This is a genomic window from Siansivirga zeaxanthinifaciens CC-SAMT-1 (genome assembly GCF_000941055.1).
Taxonomy (GTDB): domain Bacteria; phylum Bacteroidota; class Bacteroidia; order Flavobacteriales; family Flavobacteriaceae; genus Siansivirga; species Siansivirga zeaxanthinifaciens.
In genome coordinates this window covers 2,042,853-2,058,084 of record NZ_CP007202.1, presented here as the reverse complement: position 1 = coordinate 2,058,084, position 15,232 = coordinate 2,042,853, and the positions used below count along the sequence as shown (strand labels likewise).

13 protein-coding genes are annotated in these 15,232 nt (G+C 33.7%); 4 read left to right on the top strand and 9 right to left on the bottom strand.

Features of this window, described 5'->3' with window-relative positions; genetic code table 11:
* Window positions 1-23 precede the first annotated feature (23 nt).
* The 6 genes from AW14_RS09335 to AW14_RS09310 form a co-directional block, all read right to left on the bottom strand.
* Complete coding sequence (locus AW14_RS09335; RefSeq protein WP_044638563.1) at window positions 24-2,447, bottom strand: TonB-dependent receptor domain-containing protein; 2,424 nt, start codon at window positions 2,445-2,447, stop codon at window positions 24-26.
* Window positions 2,428-3,795 (bottom strand): HTTM domain-containing protein, encoded by a 1,368-nt coding sequence (locus tag AW14_RS09330; protein WP_044638562.1) that lies wholly within the window; start codon window positions 3,793-3,795, stop codon window positions 2,428-2,430. The genes AW14_RS09335 and AW14_RS09330 overlap by 20 nt, the downstream gene beginning before the upstream one ends.
* A 61-nt stretch (window positions 3,796-3,856) precedes the next feature.
* Window positions 3,857-4,975 carry an imelysin family protein gene (locus AW14_RS09325; RefSeq protein WP_044638561.1) on the bottom strand — a complete coding sequence of 373 codons (1,119 nt, stop codon included), beginning with the start codon at window positions 4,973-4,975 and terminating at the stop codon, window positions 3,857-3,859.
* A gap of 84 nt (window positions 4,976-5,059) precedes the next feature.
* Complete coding sequence (locus AW14_RS09320) at window positions 5,060-6,256, bottom strand: DUF4856 domain-containing protein (RefSeq protein WP_044638560.1); 1,197 nt, start codon at window positions 6,254-6,256, stop codon at window positions 5,060-5,062.
* A 130-nt stretch (window positions 6,257-6,386) separates the two neighbouring features.
* Complete coding sequence (locus AW14_RS09315) at window positions 6,387-7,250, bottom strand: hydroxymethylglutaryl-CoA lyase (RefSeq protein WP_044638559.1); 864 nt, start codon at window positions 7,248-7,250, stop codon at window positions 6,387-6,389.
* 399 nt (window positions 7,251-7,649) lie between these two features.
* On the bottom strand, window positions 7,650-8,678 hold the full coding sequence (locus tag AW14_RS09310; RefSeq protein ID WP_044638558.1) for a quinone-dependent dihydroorotate dehydrogenase: 1,029 nt from the start codon (window positions 8,676-8,678) through the stop codon (window positions 7,650-7,652).
* 154 nt (window positions 8,679-8,832) lie between these two features.
* Here AW14_RS09310 and pepT point away from each other — a divergent pair, with 154 nt between their 5' ends.
* From pepT to AW14_RS14500, 3 genes are all read left to right on the top strand, one after another.
* The gene (gene pepT / locus AW14_RS09305) at window positions 8,833-10,068 is read left to right on the top strand and encodes a peptidase T (RefSeq protein WP_044638557.1); all 1,236 of its coding nucleotides are present in this window, start codon (window positions 8,833-8,835) and stop codon (window positions 10,066-10,068) included.
* A 17-nt stretch (window positions 10,069-10,085) separates the two neighbouring features.
* Window positions 10,086-11,297, top strand: coding sequence for a MalY/PatB family protein (locus tag AW14_RS09300; RefSeq protein ID WP_044639581.1), 1,212 nt, complete (start codon window positions 10,086-10,088; stop codon window positions 11,295-11,297).
* 93 nt (window positions 11,298-11,390) lie between these two features.
* On the top strand, window positions 11,391-12,113 hold the full coding sequence (locus tag AW14_RS14500) for a hypothetical protein (protein WP_052647470.1): 723 nt from the start codon (window positions 11,391-11,393) through the stop codon (window positions 12,111-12,113).
* A gap of 55 nt (window positions 12,114-12,168) precedes the next feature.
* Here the strand turns inward: AW14_RS14500 and AW14_RS09290 are convergent, their stop codons facing one another.
* Window positions 12,169-12,555 (bottom strand): cupin domain-containing protein, encoded by a 387-nt coding sequence (locus AW14_RS09290; RefSeq protein WP_044638556.1) that lies wholly within the window; start codon window positions 12,553-12,555, stop codon window positions 12,169-12,171.
* A 205-nt stretch (window positions 12,556-12,760) separates the two neighbouring features.
* Here AW14_RS09290 and AW14_RS09285 point away from each other — a divergent pair, with 205 nt between their 5' ends.
* Window positions 12,761-13,183 (top strand): META domain-containing protein, encoded by a 423-nt coding sequence (locus AW14_RS09285; RefSeq protein ID WP_044638555.1) that lies wholly within the window; start codon window positions 12,761-12,763, stop codon window positions 13,181-13,183.
* 67 nt (window positions 13,184-13,250) lie between these two features.
* Here the strand turns inward: AW14_RS09285 and AW14_RS09280 are convergent, their stop codons facing one another.
* Together AW14_RS09280 and proB are read right to left on the bottom strand one after the other, a co-directional pair.
* A complete protein-coding gene (locus AW14_RS09280; RefSeq protein ID WP_044638554.1) occupies window positions 13,251-14,450 on the bottom strand; it encodes a glutamate-5-semialdehyde dehydrogenase in 1,200 nt (399 codons plus the stop codon).
* Window positions 14,451-14,461: 11 nt separating this feature from the next.
* The gene (proB, locus tag AW14_RS09275; RefSeq protein ID WP_044638553.1) at window positions 14,462-15,232 is read right to left on the bottom strand and encodes a glutamate 5-kinase; all 771 of its coding nucleotides are present in this window, start codon (window positions 15,230-15,232) and stop codon (window positions 14,462-14,464) included.

The window sequence follows — 15,232 nt, the reverse complement described above, 5'->3', positions numbered from 1 at the left end:
CGTTAAAAAAATCTTAAAAACTACTACAACTTAATTTGCAAAGTTGTGTACCAATTTCTTGGTGCAGACGGAATAATTCCGGGGCCAGGATAACCTGTTGCGCGTCTTGTAAAATAAGCGTTATCTAAAACATTATTTACGCCTGCTTCTAACTTAAATTGCTTGAAGGTATAAGCCAAAGATATATCTAACACATCATAACTTGGTATTTCACCAATAACACCACTTAAATTTGCCGTTACCGAATTGGTTGCATCGGTAAATTGCTGAAACAAATAAGTATATTGTAAGCTTGATGCAAAATTTTTATAACCAAATCTAATACCTGTTTTTAAATTTACATCTGGCACAAACTCTACTTTATTACCTTTCACTCCAACCTGTTGTGATTTGGTGTATTTTGAATTAATAAACGATGTATTTATAAAGTAATTAAAGCTAAAATCGTTACTTAAATCTACTATTTTCTTTAGGTTAAAATCAAATAACGATTCCATGCCATACATCACTGCATCTCCAACATTACCGCGTTCACTTATAATTCTGTTATCGCTTAATACTTTTTGAACAAAACCAATACGACCGTTATAAAAAAGTCCGAAAACACCTAAATCGTAAGACAAAATGCTTTTATAGTTACCTCGAATACCTAAATCGGTTGTAAAACCATTTTCGTCTGTAATATTGGGGTTAATTGCAAAAGCCGGATTGTTAATATTAATATCTGAAAAAGTTACCGAACGGTAGTTCTGCGAAATATTACCATAAGCTTCAAAACTTGTTGAAGGCCTATAGCTTAAGCCTAAACCTAATAATACGAAAGACCTATCAAAATCTTGATTATCTTCTACTGTTTCTTCAAAAATAACGTTACCAGCCGCATCGGTTCTTATGTTTTTGTAAAATCCTTCACTTTGAGTTCTTATATATTCAAAACGAAAGCCGGGTGTAACCGAAAATGTATTAGTTAAATAGAAAATATTTTCTCCAAAAACAGCCAGATTAAAATTAGGTAAATCAAACTCAGACTGGTTTGTGTAATTAGGAAACTCATTGTTGTAAAAGCTAAAGTCGGGACCAATACCATCGCTACCTGGCCCTTGTTGTTGGTAATTATCGGCCTTATATAATTTAGTTCCAATTAAAAATGTGGCATCTTTTTGGGCAATTTCATACTTACTTAGCAATCGGGTTTCAAAACCAAAATTTTTAAAATCGCCTTTAATTAAATCGCGTTCATTGCCTGGGTCAATTTGGTCTACACGATTGGTTCTAAATCCTAAAGCATCGCGAGATGCATTAAGTCCAAAAAAATTGAAAGTAAAATTGGTTTTTTCTGAAAATTGATGCGCTAAATTTAGATTATAAAGCAACCAATCTACTTGAAACCAATTCCGTTCTCGATTACTTTGATAAGGATCGCTCAAAAACATTTGGTCGGTTAAACCACCACCTTGTTGGGCTAAATAACGTAAATATGTGATATCGGCTGTTACCTTTGTTTTATCATTAAATTGATACCTTATTTGAGTAAACAAGTTTTTAGATTCGTATTTAGAATTAGGTCTAAATCCATCACCCATTTTGTAATTAAAATACGAATAATAGCTAAACTTATTTTTTGTACCACCTACACTAGTAAAATTGGTATATAAACCATAACTCCCTATAGTATTTCTGGTAATAAACTCGATGGGTTTATTTGGATTTGGCTCTTTCATTTTAAAATTTATGAGTCCGCCAAATTGTGTACCATATTGTAAGGATGCAGCCCCACGAATAACTTGAATTTCTTTTAAACCTTCAGAAGCTGGCGTGTAATAGCTTTCGGGATATCCTAAAACATCGGCACTAATATCGTACCCATTTTGTCTGGTATTAAAATTAGCCGTACGGTTAGGGTCTAAGCCGCGTCCACCAACATTTAGTTGTAAACCAGCATCATCATTTTGATAGATATTTAAACCCGCAACTTGACTGTATAGTTGGCGAGCATTGTTAGCTGCCAAATTAGCCATAGATTGATCCACTAAAACCACTTCTGTTTTTTTACCGGCATATATTGCAGTGCCTTCAACATCTTTTAATCTGGATAATTCGAAGATTTTTTTTCTTCTTGATGTAATTTCAACTTCCGATAAACTTACCGACATGTCATTTAAAGCCACATTTACTTGCGCCGAGTTTGTTGAGGATAGTTCTATTTCTTTTACTTCAAATTCATAAGAAAAAAACACAATAGTCATGCTCTTTTTATTAGTTTCAAATTCATAATACCCTTTGGCATTTGTTGTGGCTTTTAATCCTGAAACTTTATCGTAAACCTCTACTTTATTAATGGGTAAATTGGTTTTTGCATTGGTAACAACACCCGAAATTTTGTATTGTGCATGCCCTAAAATGCTTAATAAAAGCAATAAAATAATGTTATAATCCTTTAATCTCATCGTAAAATGGTAAAATCCACGTTTTATGGCGGAATGATTCTTTTTGGTTATATAAATTGACAGAGGTATCAACGTATGGCTGACTTACACGTCCGTTTAAAGCCACATAACTTTCGGCAAAAACCTGTACATTTTTATGTCCTTGTGATGTAAAATGATCGCCTAAATAATGGGCGTACTCTAAAATAAAATCAGGTTGAAAACTCATTTGTTTTTCTTGAAATGATGTTAGAAAATCGGAATTTCTAACTACAAATTTAGTCCCTTTTTTAGCATCTTTAATTGTAAAAGTGGTATACCCTGCTTTTTCCATTAGCATGACACGCCAAGAGAAACGATAGCCTTCTTCTGTCCAGAATAATTCGCCCGGATAAAGTAAATATCGAAATGGCAATACCAATTGAATAACAAAAAACAAAGTTATTATTGGAATTACTATTTGAGGTCTTTTAAATTGATATTTATCTAAAGTAATAAAATTGTTTGATACTTTAAAAGATGAAATTTTAAATAAGCTTTGAATAAATTGAATGATTTTTTGATGAAATGAAGCATCGAAAAATATTAATGAAGCTACAATCATGATAAACGGAAACATTCCAATTGGAAACAAAACTCTGGTGAATACATGAAAAAACACAACCAAAACAAATGCAAACCAGCGCGTTTTTCTGTATAACAATAAAAACGGAATGCTTAAATCGTAAATCATGCCACCCCAACTCATGGCATAATGAAACCACTCTAATTGCATGATATCGCCTAAAAAGGGCAAATCGTATTTTGAGGGCAACCAAATTTTTAAAGGCATGGCTTTAAACAACCAATCGGAATTAATCTTGGCTAACCCCGCATAAAAATAAACAATCCCTAATAGTAGTTTTATACTATCTATTGTCCATTTAGGAATGGTTTTAAAATTTGATTTTTCTAGAATATTATCAAATGAAAAACTGGCATTCGCCGGCAAAAAAATCATTAAAAAACTCAATAAACTTATAAAGTAATAATGGTTTAAATAAGTGGTTTTATCCATTAATTCTATATAAGTAAAACTTAAAAAGAAAATAATGATAGCCTTTTTGTATTTAAAACCCAATGCAATACATAGGGCGGAAATAGCAGAAATAATAAAAAGTAAATACGTAAAATTCCCCAGAGGTTTTACCCACTCAAAGCCATAATAAGAAAAGTGAAATTTAGGTTTTATATATAAGGTTTCAATCCAGCCATTAGCCCAAAATCTGACAATACTTAAAAACATCATAGCACCAAAAAGAACTCTAAACACTGCTAAAGGTGCAGCATTGGTATAGCTATTTAAGTATGTTTTGTAATTGAATCCCATATAAAATGAAAAAAATTCTCTAATGCTTAGAGAATTTTTTTGGTATTATTTTGCTATGTTATTAATCGCCATCAGCATCAATAAAATCTACACTAATATTAAAGGCTTGCACCATATCAACTTTAAATAAAACAACTGCTTTTTGTAATTCATCATAAGCTAAAGTCATTTTAGTATTATCGGTATTTATTTGGTTGCTAAAATTAGCATTTAAATCTTGTATTTTAGTTCTCGCCAAATTTAATTGATTGTTAATTAAAGCACTTAAATCGGTACTGCCTTTAGCAATGTTTAAATAATCTAGATAGGTTTTAAAACTTGCTCCTGTAACAGAACCATTATACGATTTACCGTTAAAGAAATTTTGAACCGCATTCATCGATTCTAAAATTAATATTTTTGAAACATTCTTGTTGTAATAACCTTCTATTCTATCTGGTAGAGGTGTTGTAGAAAAAACGCCTGCCGGTATACCAACCTTGTTTGCTCTTAACCCTTTTTCATAGTAATAAATAAAATCGTTTGTTAACTTATTTGTAGCGCTGGTAGCTGTATTGGTATTACTACTAACAAAAGTTGTTCTATAACTCGAAGTCCAATCGGTTAAAACATCTTGTGTTTGCGATTTCATTTGGTCTACCAAATCGGACACATAAGTTTTATAACCACTGGCATTGGTATTGGTTGTATAAACATTTAAAATATCGATATCGTTAGAAGCCACACCATATAACATATAATCCAGTGCAGGGAAACCAACTGCATCATTGTTATTTGTATGGGTTAAATCGTAGGTTCCACTAGCTATGTTTGCTTCAATATCGGCTACTGTTGTTGGATATACATTCATTTGGTACACGTAATTAATAGCTTCTGCTTTACCAATATTAAACATTTCGGCATATTGCCAAACTTTATAAGCGTTAAGCCATGCACCTCGTAATGCATCTAAACTGGTTTGGTTTGGAGACGTAACAAACGTGTTTTTTGCTGTTACCAAGGCGTCTAATTTTGCATTTAAATCTTGAAAAACAGGTATAATAATATTGTCTGCCCAATTTATTAACATGGCTTGTCTATCAAAATTATCTTTTGCTTGAGTTTCGCCGCCATCATCTGAACTGCTGCAGGCAAAAACCATAATCATTAAAAAAACTATTGTAAAACCTTTTTTTATCATATCTATAAATGTTTCAAAATTTTTGCAAATATAAAGAGTAGAAGGGGTTCATTTAAAATTCCATCTACTTAAAATGTTTATTTATTATTCTACCGTTGCAGCTTGAGCTGTTGTAAAACCAAATTTTGCTGCTATGGCATTAGAAATAGTGTCAATGGTAGTAGCCGAAACATCCCAAAACCCATTTCCTTCCATTAATTGCGCTAAATAACCATCAACTTCTGTTTTTGTTACGTATGGTTGAGTTGAATTTGGCTTTCTGGTAAATTGTAAGCTGTAAATAAACCCATAAGCTTCGGATAATGCATGAAATGCTCTGGCATTATCAACACCTAAATTAGCTTTTGATGCTTGTAAATAATACACTCCTCTAACGGCTGGAATTTTTGACAAATTCTCTTTAATAATTTCTGCTTGGGCATCGCGAACTTTGTAATTTTTAGCAACGATAGCGGCTCTACCTAATTTAAATGCGTTATAAACATCATCATCAATAGTTGAAAAATCAGAATCTGCCGAAACGCGATCGATATACTCACTTAAAAACTGGTCGGCATCTAAAACAGGTACTGCTGGATTTACTTCACTACCATATAAATATCCATAGGCTTCGTCCCATTTATGCTCCATAGATGTATAATTTTTCCCAGATTCTAAAACGTCATTATTATTATCGGTAATATTCGTTCCGGCATCTAAAACAGCAGGACTTAAATAGTTATTTAAAATTTGGTCTAACATTAAAGCGCCAATTAAACTTTTGGCAAACGCTTGGTTATACTCCAAACCTTTAGCATTAATATAGCGAATGGTGCCGCCACCACCTTGCTGTAATTGTCCTGCATTACCAGCTGATGCTACTACATCCCATTTAGGAAACACTTCTGTTACCTGTGATGTTATCCAACCATCAAAATCGGCTTTAATAATATTAGCTACCGTAGTATTAGACGAAAAAAAGTCGGTTGAAGCTGCCGTTTTACTACGTAAATTTTTATCAGAAGCATTTAAGTTAGCATCGGTAAAATCATTGTTTCCTTGAGCGTGAGCAAACATGCCATCTAACTGCGTTTGAGTTTTGGTATTATCAATTAAAGCTTTTGCTAAAGCATCGGCCATGGCTATTCTAGTGGTTTGACCACTAAAATCGACTGTTGTTAAATTATTACGTGTAAAATTATAAGTTGAAGGAGTTTCAATTGTGTTTAAATTATCATCATCATTTGAGCACGAAGTGAATAAAATTGTAGCTAGGGTTACGATTGATAAAATTCTTGTCATTTTTTCTTTTATTTAGACTTGATACAAATAGTAGATTAATCCTGTGCAAAAATAAAATACAAAAACAGAATCTCAAAATTTATTTAGATTTAATTTAAATAAAAATAAAAACAAATAGTTTGGTTAGTAATCAATGATAGTTTCTAAATATTTTTGAAGCCTCATTATGAGCGCTTTCGAAACTTAAAGCGTTTAACGGATTTACCTTTTGAGAAGTGAAATAAGATAGTAATTTTTCGGTTGGCATGTTACCTGTAAGTTCATCTTTAGCCATCGGGCAACCACCAAAACCTTGAATAGCTCCATCAAATCGATAGCAACCGGCTTTAAATGCTGCATCTACTTTTTCGAACCAAGTGGAGGGTGTCGTATGCAAATGCGCACCAAATTCTATGTGCGCATAACGGGGTATTAAATTGGAAAATAAATAATGGATGCTTTCTGGATCCGATGAACCAATAGTATCACTCAAAGATAAAATTTTAACGCCCATATTGCTCAAACGCTGGGTCCACTCGCCTACAATATCAACATTCCAAGGGTCGCCATAAGGGTTGCCAAATCCCATGGAAATGTAAACAACAACTTCTTTATTGAATTTATTTGATAATTCTAAAATCGCCGATAAGGTATCAATAGATTGCGCAATGGTTCTATGGGTATTTCGCATTTGAAAATTCTCTGAAATAGAAAATGGATAGCCTAAATAATCAATTTGTTTGAACTTACATGCATCTTCTGCTCCTCGGGTATTGGCAATAATGGCTAAGAGTTTACTCGTTGTTTTACTCAAATCTAATTTTTCTAAAACTTGAGCCGTATCAACCATTTGTGGTATGGCTTTCGGAGATACAAAACTCCCAAAATCAATGGTATCAAAACCTACACGTAAAAGCGATTGAATGTACTGAACTTTTTGTTCTGTTGGAATAAAGTCCTTAATGCCTTGCATAGCATCTCTGGGGCATTCAATTATTTTTACTTGTTGTGACATAAAGACATTCTATAAATCGAGGATAAAAATACTACTATTTTTATTAAAAGAAACTCAAATAAACCGAAGTAATACAATCACATATTGTAATTATTACCTGCTGCATTCGAACTAATTACAAGATTGAATGCTAATACCATGAAAAAAACAACTTTTCTATTCATTTCTTTAGTATCCTTATTTAGTTTTAGCCAAAGTATGCCAAAGTGTTTGGCTATGGTTTCGTTGCGTGAAAATCCGCAAGTATTTTCCGCCGTAACCCGAAGATAGCAAATTTGCGAGGACTTTCCGAGAGGAGAGTCAGAAGCAATGAACTATAGCCGTCTTAAGTTTGTTATTCATTAAATTAGATATAAATCAGAAAGAACAAAAGAGAGGATTAAGGTTAGTATATACGGCTTAAGCTAATAACGCTTTGTTTATAGATTTTATTAACCCGGGGCCTTCGTAAATAAATCCTGTGTAAATTTGAACAAGGTCGGCTCCTGCTTCAATTTTTTCTAGAGCATCTGCAGCAGAATGAATGCCACCTACACCTATTATTGGGAAGGCTTTATTACTTTTTTCTGAAAGGTACTTAATAACCCGCGTGCTCTTATCCTTTATAGGTTGCCCACTCAATCCGCCATTTCCAATAGCATCTAGCAACTCAGCTGAAGCTTTTAAACCACTTCTATCGGTAGAGGTATTACTAGCAATAACACCATCTAGTTTTGTAGATTTTACAAGATCTACAATTTCATCGAGTTGTATATTATTTAAATCGGGGGCGATTTTTAGTAATATAGGTTTTTGTTTATTAAAGGTTTTGTTTGCTTTTTGCACAGCACCTATTAACTCTTCTAAATAATCTTTATCGTTTAATTTTGCATGACTGCCTACATTCGGACAACTAACATTGAGTACAAAATAATCAACATAAGGATGCAAAGCATTAAAACATGTTAAGTAATCGGCGGTATAATCTTCTGGTTTTGTTGTGGTATTTTTTCCAATATTACCACCAATAATTAACTGACCTTTATTCTTTTTTAATTGCGATATAGCGGCTTCTAATCCTTCATTATTAAAGCCCATGCGGTTAATAATACCTTGGTCGTCTTTTAAACGAAATAAACGTTTTTTCGGATTTCCAGCTTGTCCCTTCGGAGTCACAGTTCCTATTTCTATAAATCCAAATCCGAAATTAGCAAGTTCATTGTACAGCACCGCATTTTTATCGAAACCAGCCGCAAGTCCAACAGGATTCTTAAAAGTTAATCCGAATAATTTGCGTTCTAATCGTTTGTCTTCAACAAGAAATAAACGTCTGTAAAGAGCAGAAAATCCAGGTATTTTAGAGGTGATTTTTATTAAAGAAAACGTGAAATGGTGAATGGTTTCGGGATCGAATTTAAAAAATAAAGGACGAAGGAAGACTTTATACATTCTGTTAGATTTGTGCAAAAGTAGTTCTATTTAAAAAATCTAACAATTCTAAAAGCAAAAAAATTAATAATCGTATTTTTAAGCTTCAAAAGGCGACTAACATATTCTTTAAGCGCTTCAAATATTATACCTTTACATAAAAAAGTACCTAATTATGATTTCAAAAGAAACTATTATAAATCGATTTATTGGATATGTAACCATAGACACCGAATCCGATCCCACTTCAAACACAACACCCAGCACCGAAAAACAATGGAATTTAGCCAATAAATTAGTTGATGAATTAAAAACTATTGGCATGGAAGACGTTACTATCGATGAAAACGCCTATATCATGGCAACGCTACCAAGCAACGTATCTCACGAGGTGCCAACCATAGGTTTTATTTCGCATTTTGATACGTCTCCAGATTTTACAGGTGCTAATGTAAATCCTCAAATTATTGAAGAATACGACGGAAAAGACATTGTTTTAAATGAAGCTGAAGATATTGTTTTGTCGCCCGATTATTTTGAAGATTTATTACTCTATAAAGGACAAACCTTAATAACCACCGATGGTACTACCCTACTAGGCGCCGATGATAAAGCTGGAATATGCGAAATTATTTCGGCCATGGAATACCTTATAAAAAACCCTCAAATAAAACACGGAAACATACGTGTTGGCTTTACACCCGATGAAGAAATTGGTCGCGGTGCTCATAAATTTGATGTCGAAAAATTTGGTGCCGAATGGGCATACACCATGGATGGCAGCCAGATTGGAGAATTAGAGTACGAAAACTTTAATGCCGCTGGCGCTGTTGTTACTGTAAAAGGCAAAATAGTGCATCCGGGCTATGCTAAAGGCAAAATGATAAATTCTATGTATATCGCACAGGAATTTATAAACTCCCTACCCAGATTGGAAACACCCGAACACACAAGCGGTTACGAAGGCTTTTTCCATTTATGCGCCATTAAAGGTGAAGTTGAAAAAACCACTTTAGAATACATTATTCGCGATCACGATCGGGGTCATTTTGAAGCTCGTAAAGAGGTTATGAAAAAACTAACTGCCGAACTGAATTCACAGTATGGCAGAGAGGTTATAAGTACCGAAATCAAAGATCAGTATTATAACATGAAAGAAAAGGTAGAACCTGTAATGCATATTGTAGATATTGCCGAGCAAGCCATGCTAGACCTAGGTATAAAACCGCTTATTAAAGCCATTCGTGGTGGTACAGATGGCTCGCAATTGAGTTATATGGGCTTACCGTGTCCTAATATTTTTGCAGGCGGACATAATTTTCATGGGCGTTATGAATATGTGCCAGTTGAAAGTATGATTAAAGCAACCCAAGTGATTTGTAAAATTGCCGAAATCACAGCCCAAGTTTAATGCTAAAACCTGTTAAAATGTATAATTTCGATGAAGTTATAAACCGAAAAAACACCAACAGCATTAGCTATGAAGGCTGGAAATCTAGTTACGAACATTTAAAAGTTGATGGAGCATTTCCCTTTGGAGACGATTACATTAGAATGTGGGTAGCCGATATGGATTTTGCAACACCTCCAGAAATTATTGAAGCTATTAAAGAGCGATTAGATAAAAAAATATTAGGTTACACACAGATATTCGATTCTAAATATTATGAAACCTTAGAAAAATGGTTTTTGGAACAATACCACTGGGAAATTAACACCAAAGAGATTGTAATATCACCTGGTGTTGTTCCCGCACTTTTAAGATTGGTTCCGCTATTAATAAAACCCGATGAAAACATATTAATAAGCACCCCTTCTTACGGTCCTTTTAATTTGGCTGGTACTTACCATAACAGACAGGTTTTCAATTCAAAATTACGAAAGAATAACCATCGATTTGAAATGGATTTTGCCGATTTAGAGCAGAAAATTAAAGATCCTTCTTTAAACATTAAACTCTTTATTCTTTGTAATCCTCACAATCCAACAGGTTCTGTTTGGACCAAAGAAGAATTATACACCCTAGGAAAAATTTGCTTAGATAACAATGTATGGATTATCTCCGATGAAATACACTGCGACTTGCTTCGAACCGGAAAACAACATATACCACTGGCTACTATTTTTAAGGAAACAGACCGTATTGTAACTTGTACGGCGCCCAGTAAAACGTTTAATCTGGCCGGTAGTCTCATGTCGAATATTTTTATTAAAAACGAATCGGTAAGAAAACAATACCAGGAAACTTACCATGAGGTTTTATCGCCATTAAATATCGCTGCGACGCAAGCGGCTTACAGCAAATGCCTGCCTTGGCTGGAAGCTTTAAAACAGTATTTAGATGCTAATTTCCAGTTATTAGAAACCATACTTTTAAAAGAATTACCACATGCCAAATTTTCTATTCCAGAGGCGACCTATCTGGCTTGGATAGATATATCGTATTACATAAAAAACCTGCCAAACAAACATAAATTAACCGAGTTTTTTATAAAAAATGCAGGAGTTGTTGTCGAAGATGAAAACAAATTTGTTAACCACAGCGCAGGTTTTATTCGTTTAAATATTGCATGTTCTCAAGCTGTTTTAATAGAAGGTTTAAACAAAATTACAAATAGTTTAAAGACTATAAACCAGTAGAATATAAGCTATTAATTTTTAAAATAAACTATCATTTTTTCTGTTTCTTTTTTATACTTTTATGAAAATCAAATTTTAAACCTAACAAATTCTATGAAAACAAATTTTAAAAAATTAGCATGTATTACTTTATTATTGGCCGCACTGCCTTTAGTAGGTTTTTCTCAAATTATTAACAAAAAAGTAAGTTTTGCTCCTGGTAAATCGAGTACCGTAATTAAAGGACTTTTAGTCGGTGATCAAACAATTGATTATTCTTTTGTGGCTAAAAAAGGTCAGAAACTAAAATTATCAATGAAAGCCGATATTAATGCTGCAAGTTTTAATGTATTGCCTCCGGGATCAGACAATGTTGCCATTTTTATTGGAGAAAATGAAGGCGATACTTGTGAGTTAACTTTACCTAATGATGGTAAATATAAAATTAGAGTGTTTCAAATGCGAAGCACAGCTAGAAAGGGCACAAAAGTTAATTACTCTATAGACATGTCTATTACAGGCTCTAGCAGTTCATCAGGCGATGCTAAAGTATCAGGAACAAATTACAATGCCACAGGCGAATTAAGATCGGCTAAAGGGTCTACGCCTTCAACTGCTAAATACGGTGTAATTAGACAAGGTAATGGTCGTGCAGAAGTTCATATTAAAAGAAAATCTGCTGCAGATCGTGTTTTTGTTTTTGCTAACGGTGAATGGTCTTGTAAATCTGGTGGTTGCGATATTACGTATGCTAAAATTGGTTTCGATGAATGGGAAGTAATTTGCAATGGCAATGAAAAATATTATATAAACGACGCTATTATTTACGGAGGTTAATAACTTATTAACACGAAAAAAACGCCCGAAAAATAAATTTTTCGGGCGTTTTTTTTTATTGATTTACTTTGTCTATCATGTGTGAAATAACATGCGAATGTAGTTTTTGAGGACTAAACATGATTATTTCTGCATCGGCATCAACAGCAACATTATGTCCCGGTGGCCAATAAAATAGGTCGTTTGCTTCAACAATTTCTTTATCGCCTTTGGTATCTGTTGCGGTAACTTGCCCAGATATTAAATACCCCCAATGCGGACATTGGCACAAATTACCCTCTAAACCCATAAATAATGGTGTGGTATCTACACCTTTAGATAGGCTAAAATATTCACCACTAATTGTACTTAAGCCCGTAGCGTCGCCAAAATTTATGTGCTGACGAATAACGGCTCCTGGAATTTCCATTTTTACTTTAATCTTGTCTTTTGATATTTTCATAATTAAAAATTTAAATTAACGGATAGTATCATCCTAATTGCAGGTTACCTCTAGACTTGATTACGCTGTAAGTTACTTAATATAAAACAATTACAACCACAAAAAACCTTAATTAAATCATTTATTTTAATTAATTTTATGTTAAGCTTTACTTTTTAATGAAAGCATCATTGTATATTTAGTAGTATCATTAAAAAAAACAAACATGAAAACTTTAAATACTTTTGTTATGCTTTGCATAGCCATTTTTACATTAAGCTGTGCATCAACTAAAAACACGAACAGTACCGCCCTTTACGATACAACCTGGGAATTAGAATATTTAACAGGACCCCGAATAGCCTTCGATGGCCTATTTCCTGATAAAAAACCATACATAACTTTCGATAAAACTAATGGTGTAGTATCTGGTAACAATGGTTGTAATGGCTACTCCGCCCCTTTTACAATAAAAAATAACAACATCACTTTTGGAGAACCAGGTCCCTCAACATTAATGTATTGTGGCGAAGGCGAAGTTTTCTTTTTAAATACGATTAAAAAAGTAAATAAATTTAATGTAGACAGTAAGGGTAAGCTTCATTTAATGCTCGACGACCTGACTATGATGACGTTTAAAAAACAATAATGCATTAAAAAAAAGAGGCAGCTTTAAAACGCTGCCTCTTTTTTTTTAAACCTAAAAATGTTAAAGGTTAAACACGTACATGGCCATCACCAAAAACATAATATTTATTTGTAACCAGTTGTTTTAAACCTAAAGGGCCACGGTGATGTAATTTATCTGTACTAATGGCTAATTCTGCGCCCACACCCATAGAACCACCATCGGTAAAACGTGTTGAGGCATTTTTATAAACTGCAGCGCAATCTACTTGTTGCATAAAGGTATCGGCAACAGCAGCATCCGTTGTCATGATAGCTGCCGAATGGCCTCCAGAATATTTATTAATTACCGCAATAGCTTCCTCTGCATCTTCTACAATGCCTATACAACATTTCATAGCTAAAAACTCTTCATTCCAAATGGCATCATCTTCAATTAAGGTTTCGTTTTTCAAAATTTTAAATGCTTCAGCATCAACTAAAACCTTAACACCATTTAAATTTAGAATGCGATTGAGTGCTTTTAATTTTTCTTCGTAATTAGGAATGTGTTTATCCACAAGAATATTGTCTAATGCGTTACATGCCGAAATTTTGGCTGTTTTTGCATTCAGAATAACTTCTAAGGTTTGCTCCCAATTACAATTTTTATTTATATATAAAAAGTTGTTCCCTCTACCACTAACCAAGACGGCACAATGAGCATGCTCTTTAACAAAAGCTATTAATTGTTCGCCACCTCTGGGCACAATTAAATCTATGGGTTGGGTTGGGTTTTTAAGAAAAGCCTGAGTTTCCTTTCTGTTTAAATGCAGTAGTTGAATGTAATTTTCACTCAAACCATGCTCATGCAAGGCTTCATGCCAAAACTCGACCAAAAGCTTGTTACTATTATAGGCTTCTTTACCGCCTTTTAAAAGTATTTTATTATTTGATTTAAATGCTAAAGAAGCTGCTTCAATGGTAACATCGGGACGTGACTCGTAAATAATCATAATCGTTCCAAAAGGAGCTGTTTTATTTACAATTTGCAAGCCGTCGTTTAATGTTACATGGCTTATGGTTTGATCTACAGGGTCGTCTTGCGATTGCACTTCTAAAAGTGCTTTTTGCATGCTTTTTATTTTCTTATCATCTATAATTAAACGATCGTACATCGCTTGATCATCGCGTGTAAAAGCGTCTAAATCTTTTTTATTGGCTTCTAAAAGCGCCGTATTTTTTTCATCTAAAATACGAACCATGCTTTTTAAAACCATATTTTTTATATCGGTTGAAATTAATTTCATGTCTTTTATTTTTAAAGTGAAACTTTAGTTCCAACAGCTTTACCATCTATAATATCTATAATGGTATTATCTTTTTTTCCGTTTGCTATATATGTTGGAATGTTGTGTGCTGCGGCTTGTTGCGCGTAGTCTAATTTAGAACCCATACCGCCACGGCCTTCGCCTTCGCCTTTATCGTTCTCTTGTATGTACTTATCTAAATTCTCTGAAGGATCGATGTTAGAAATTAAATTACTATTTTCTGCATCTGGGTGCCCGGTATAAACGCCATGAATATCGGTTAAGATAATAAGTTTATCGGCGTTAATTAATTGGGCAATTAAACTCGCAAGTTCATCATTATCTGAAAACATAGACATGGTTACAGATACGGCATCATCTTCATTTGCAATAGGTATCACGCCTTCAGCCAGCAATCCTTCGCAGCAATTTATCATATTTTGTCTGTGTATGCCCGGACTAAAATCGCGCTTTGTTGGTAATACCTGCGCACATTTCATTCCGTAATCGTGAAAAATATTGTAATACAAGCGCATCATTCTGGGTTGTCCAATGGCCGAATACACTTGTCGTTTTTGCGTTTTGTTTTTTATACTTGATTTACCAAGTACTTCTTTACCTGCAATTACAGACCCCGATGAAACCAAAATGGTTATAATGTCGCGTTCGTATAATTCGGCAATTTGTCGTACTAATTGTTTTAATACGGGTCTAACGATTTTGTTGTCTCTGTTAGTCATTACGTTAGTTCCTACTTTAATGACTATTCTTTGTTTATACAT

What these genes read in the sequence shown, in the direction of transcription:
- AW14_RS09335 (WP_044638563.1), bottom strand. Translation starts at nt 2,447, where the DNA reads ATGAGATTAAAGGATTATAACATTATTTTATTGCTTTTATTAAGCATT.
- AW14_RS09330 (WP_044638562.1), bottom strand. Translation starts at nt 3,795, where the DNA reads ATGGGATTCAATTACAAAACATACTTAAATAGCTATACCAATGCTGCA.
- AW14_RS09325 (WP_044638561.1), bottom strand. Translation starts at nt 4,975, where the DNA reads ATGATAAAAAAAGGTTTTACAATAGTTTTTTTAATGATTATGGTTTTT.
- AW14_RS09320 (WP_044638560.1), bottom strand. Translation starts at nt 6,256, where the DNA reads ATGACAAGAATTTTATCAATCGTAACCCTAGCTACAATTTTATTCACT.
- AW14_RS09315 (WP_044638559.1), bottom strand. Translation starts at nt 7,250, where the DNA reads ATGTCACAACAAGTAAAAATAATTGAATGCCCCAGAGATGCTATGCAA.
- AW14_RS09310 (WP_044638558.1), bottom strand. Translation starts at nt 8,678, where the DNA reads ATGTATAAAGTCTTCCTTCGTCCTTTATTTTTTAAATTCGATCCCGAA.
- pepT (WP_044638557.1), top strand. Translation starts at nt 8,833, where the DNA reads ATGATTTCAAAAGAAACTATTATAAATCGATTTATTGGATATGTAACC.
- AW14_RS09300 (WP_044639581.1), top strand. Translation starts at nt 10,086, where the DNA reads ATGTATAATTTCGATGAAGTTATAAACCGAAAAAACACCAACAGCATT.
- AW14_RS14500 (WP_052647470.1), top strand. Translation starts at nt 11,391, where the DNA reads ATGAAAACAAATTTTAAAAAATTAGCATGTATTACTTTATTATTGGCC.
- AW14_RS09290 (WP_044638556.1), bottom strand. Translation starts at nt 12,555, where the DNA reads ATGAAAATATCAAAAGACAAGATTAAAGTAAAAATGGAAATTCCAGGA.
- AW14_RS09285 (WP_044638555.1), top strand. Translation starts at nt 12,761, where the DNA reads ATGAAAACTTTAAATACTTTTGTTATGCTTTGCATAGCCATTTTTACA.
- AW14_RS09280 (WP_044638554.1), bottom strand. Translation starts at nt 14,450, where the DNA reads ATGAAATTAATTTCAACCGATATAAAAAATATGGTTTTAAAAAGCATG.
- proB (WP_044638553.1), bottom strand. Translation starts at nt 15,232, where the DNA reads ATGTATAAACAAAGAATAGTCATTAAAGTAGGAACTAACGTAATGACT.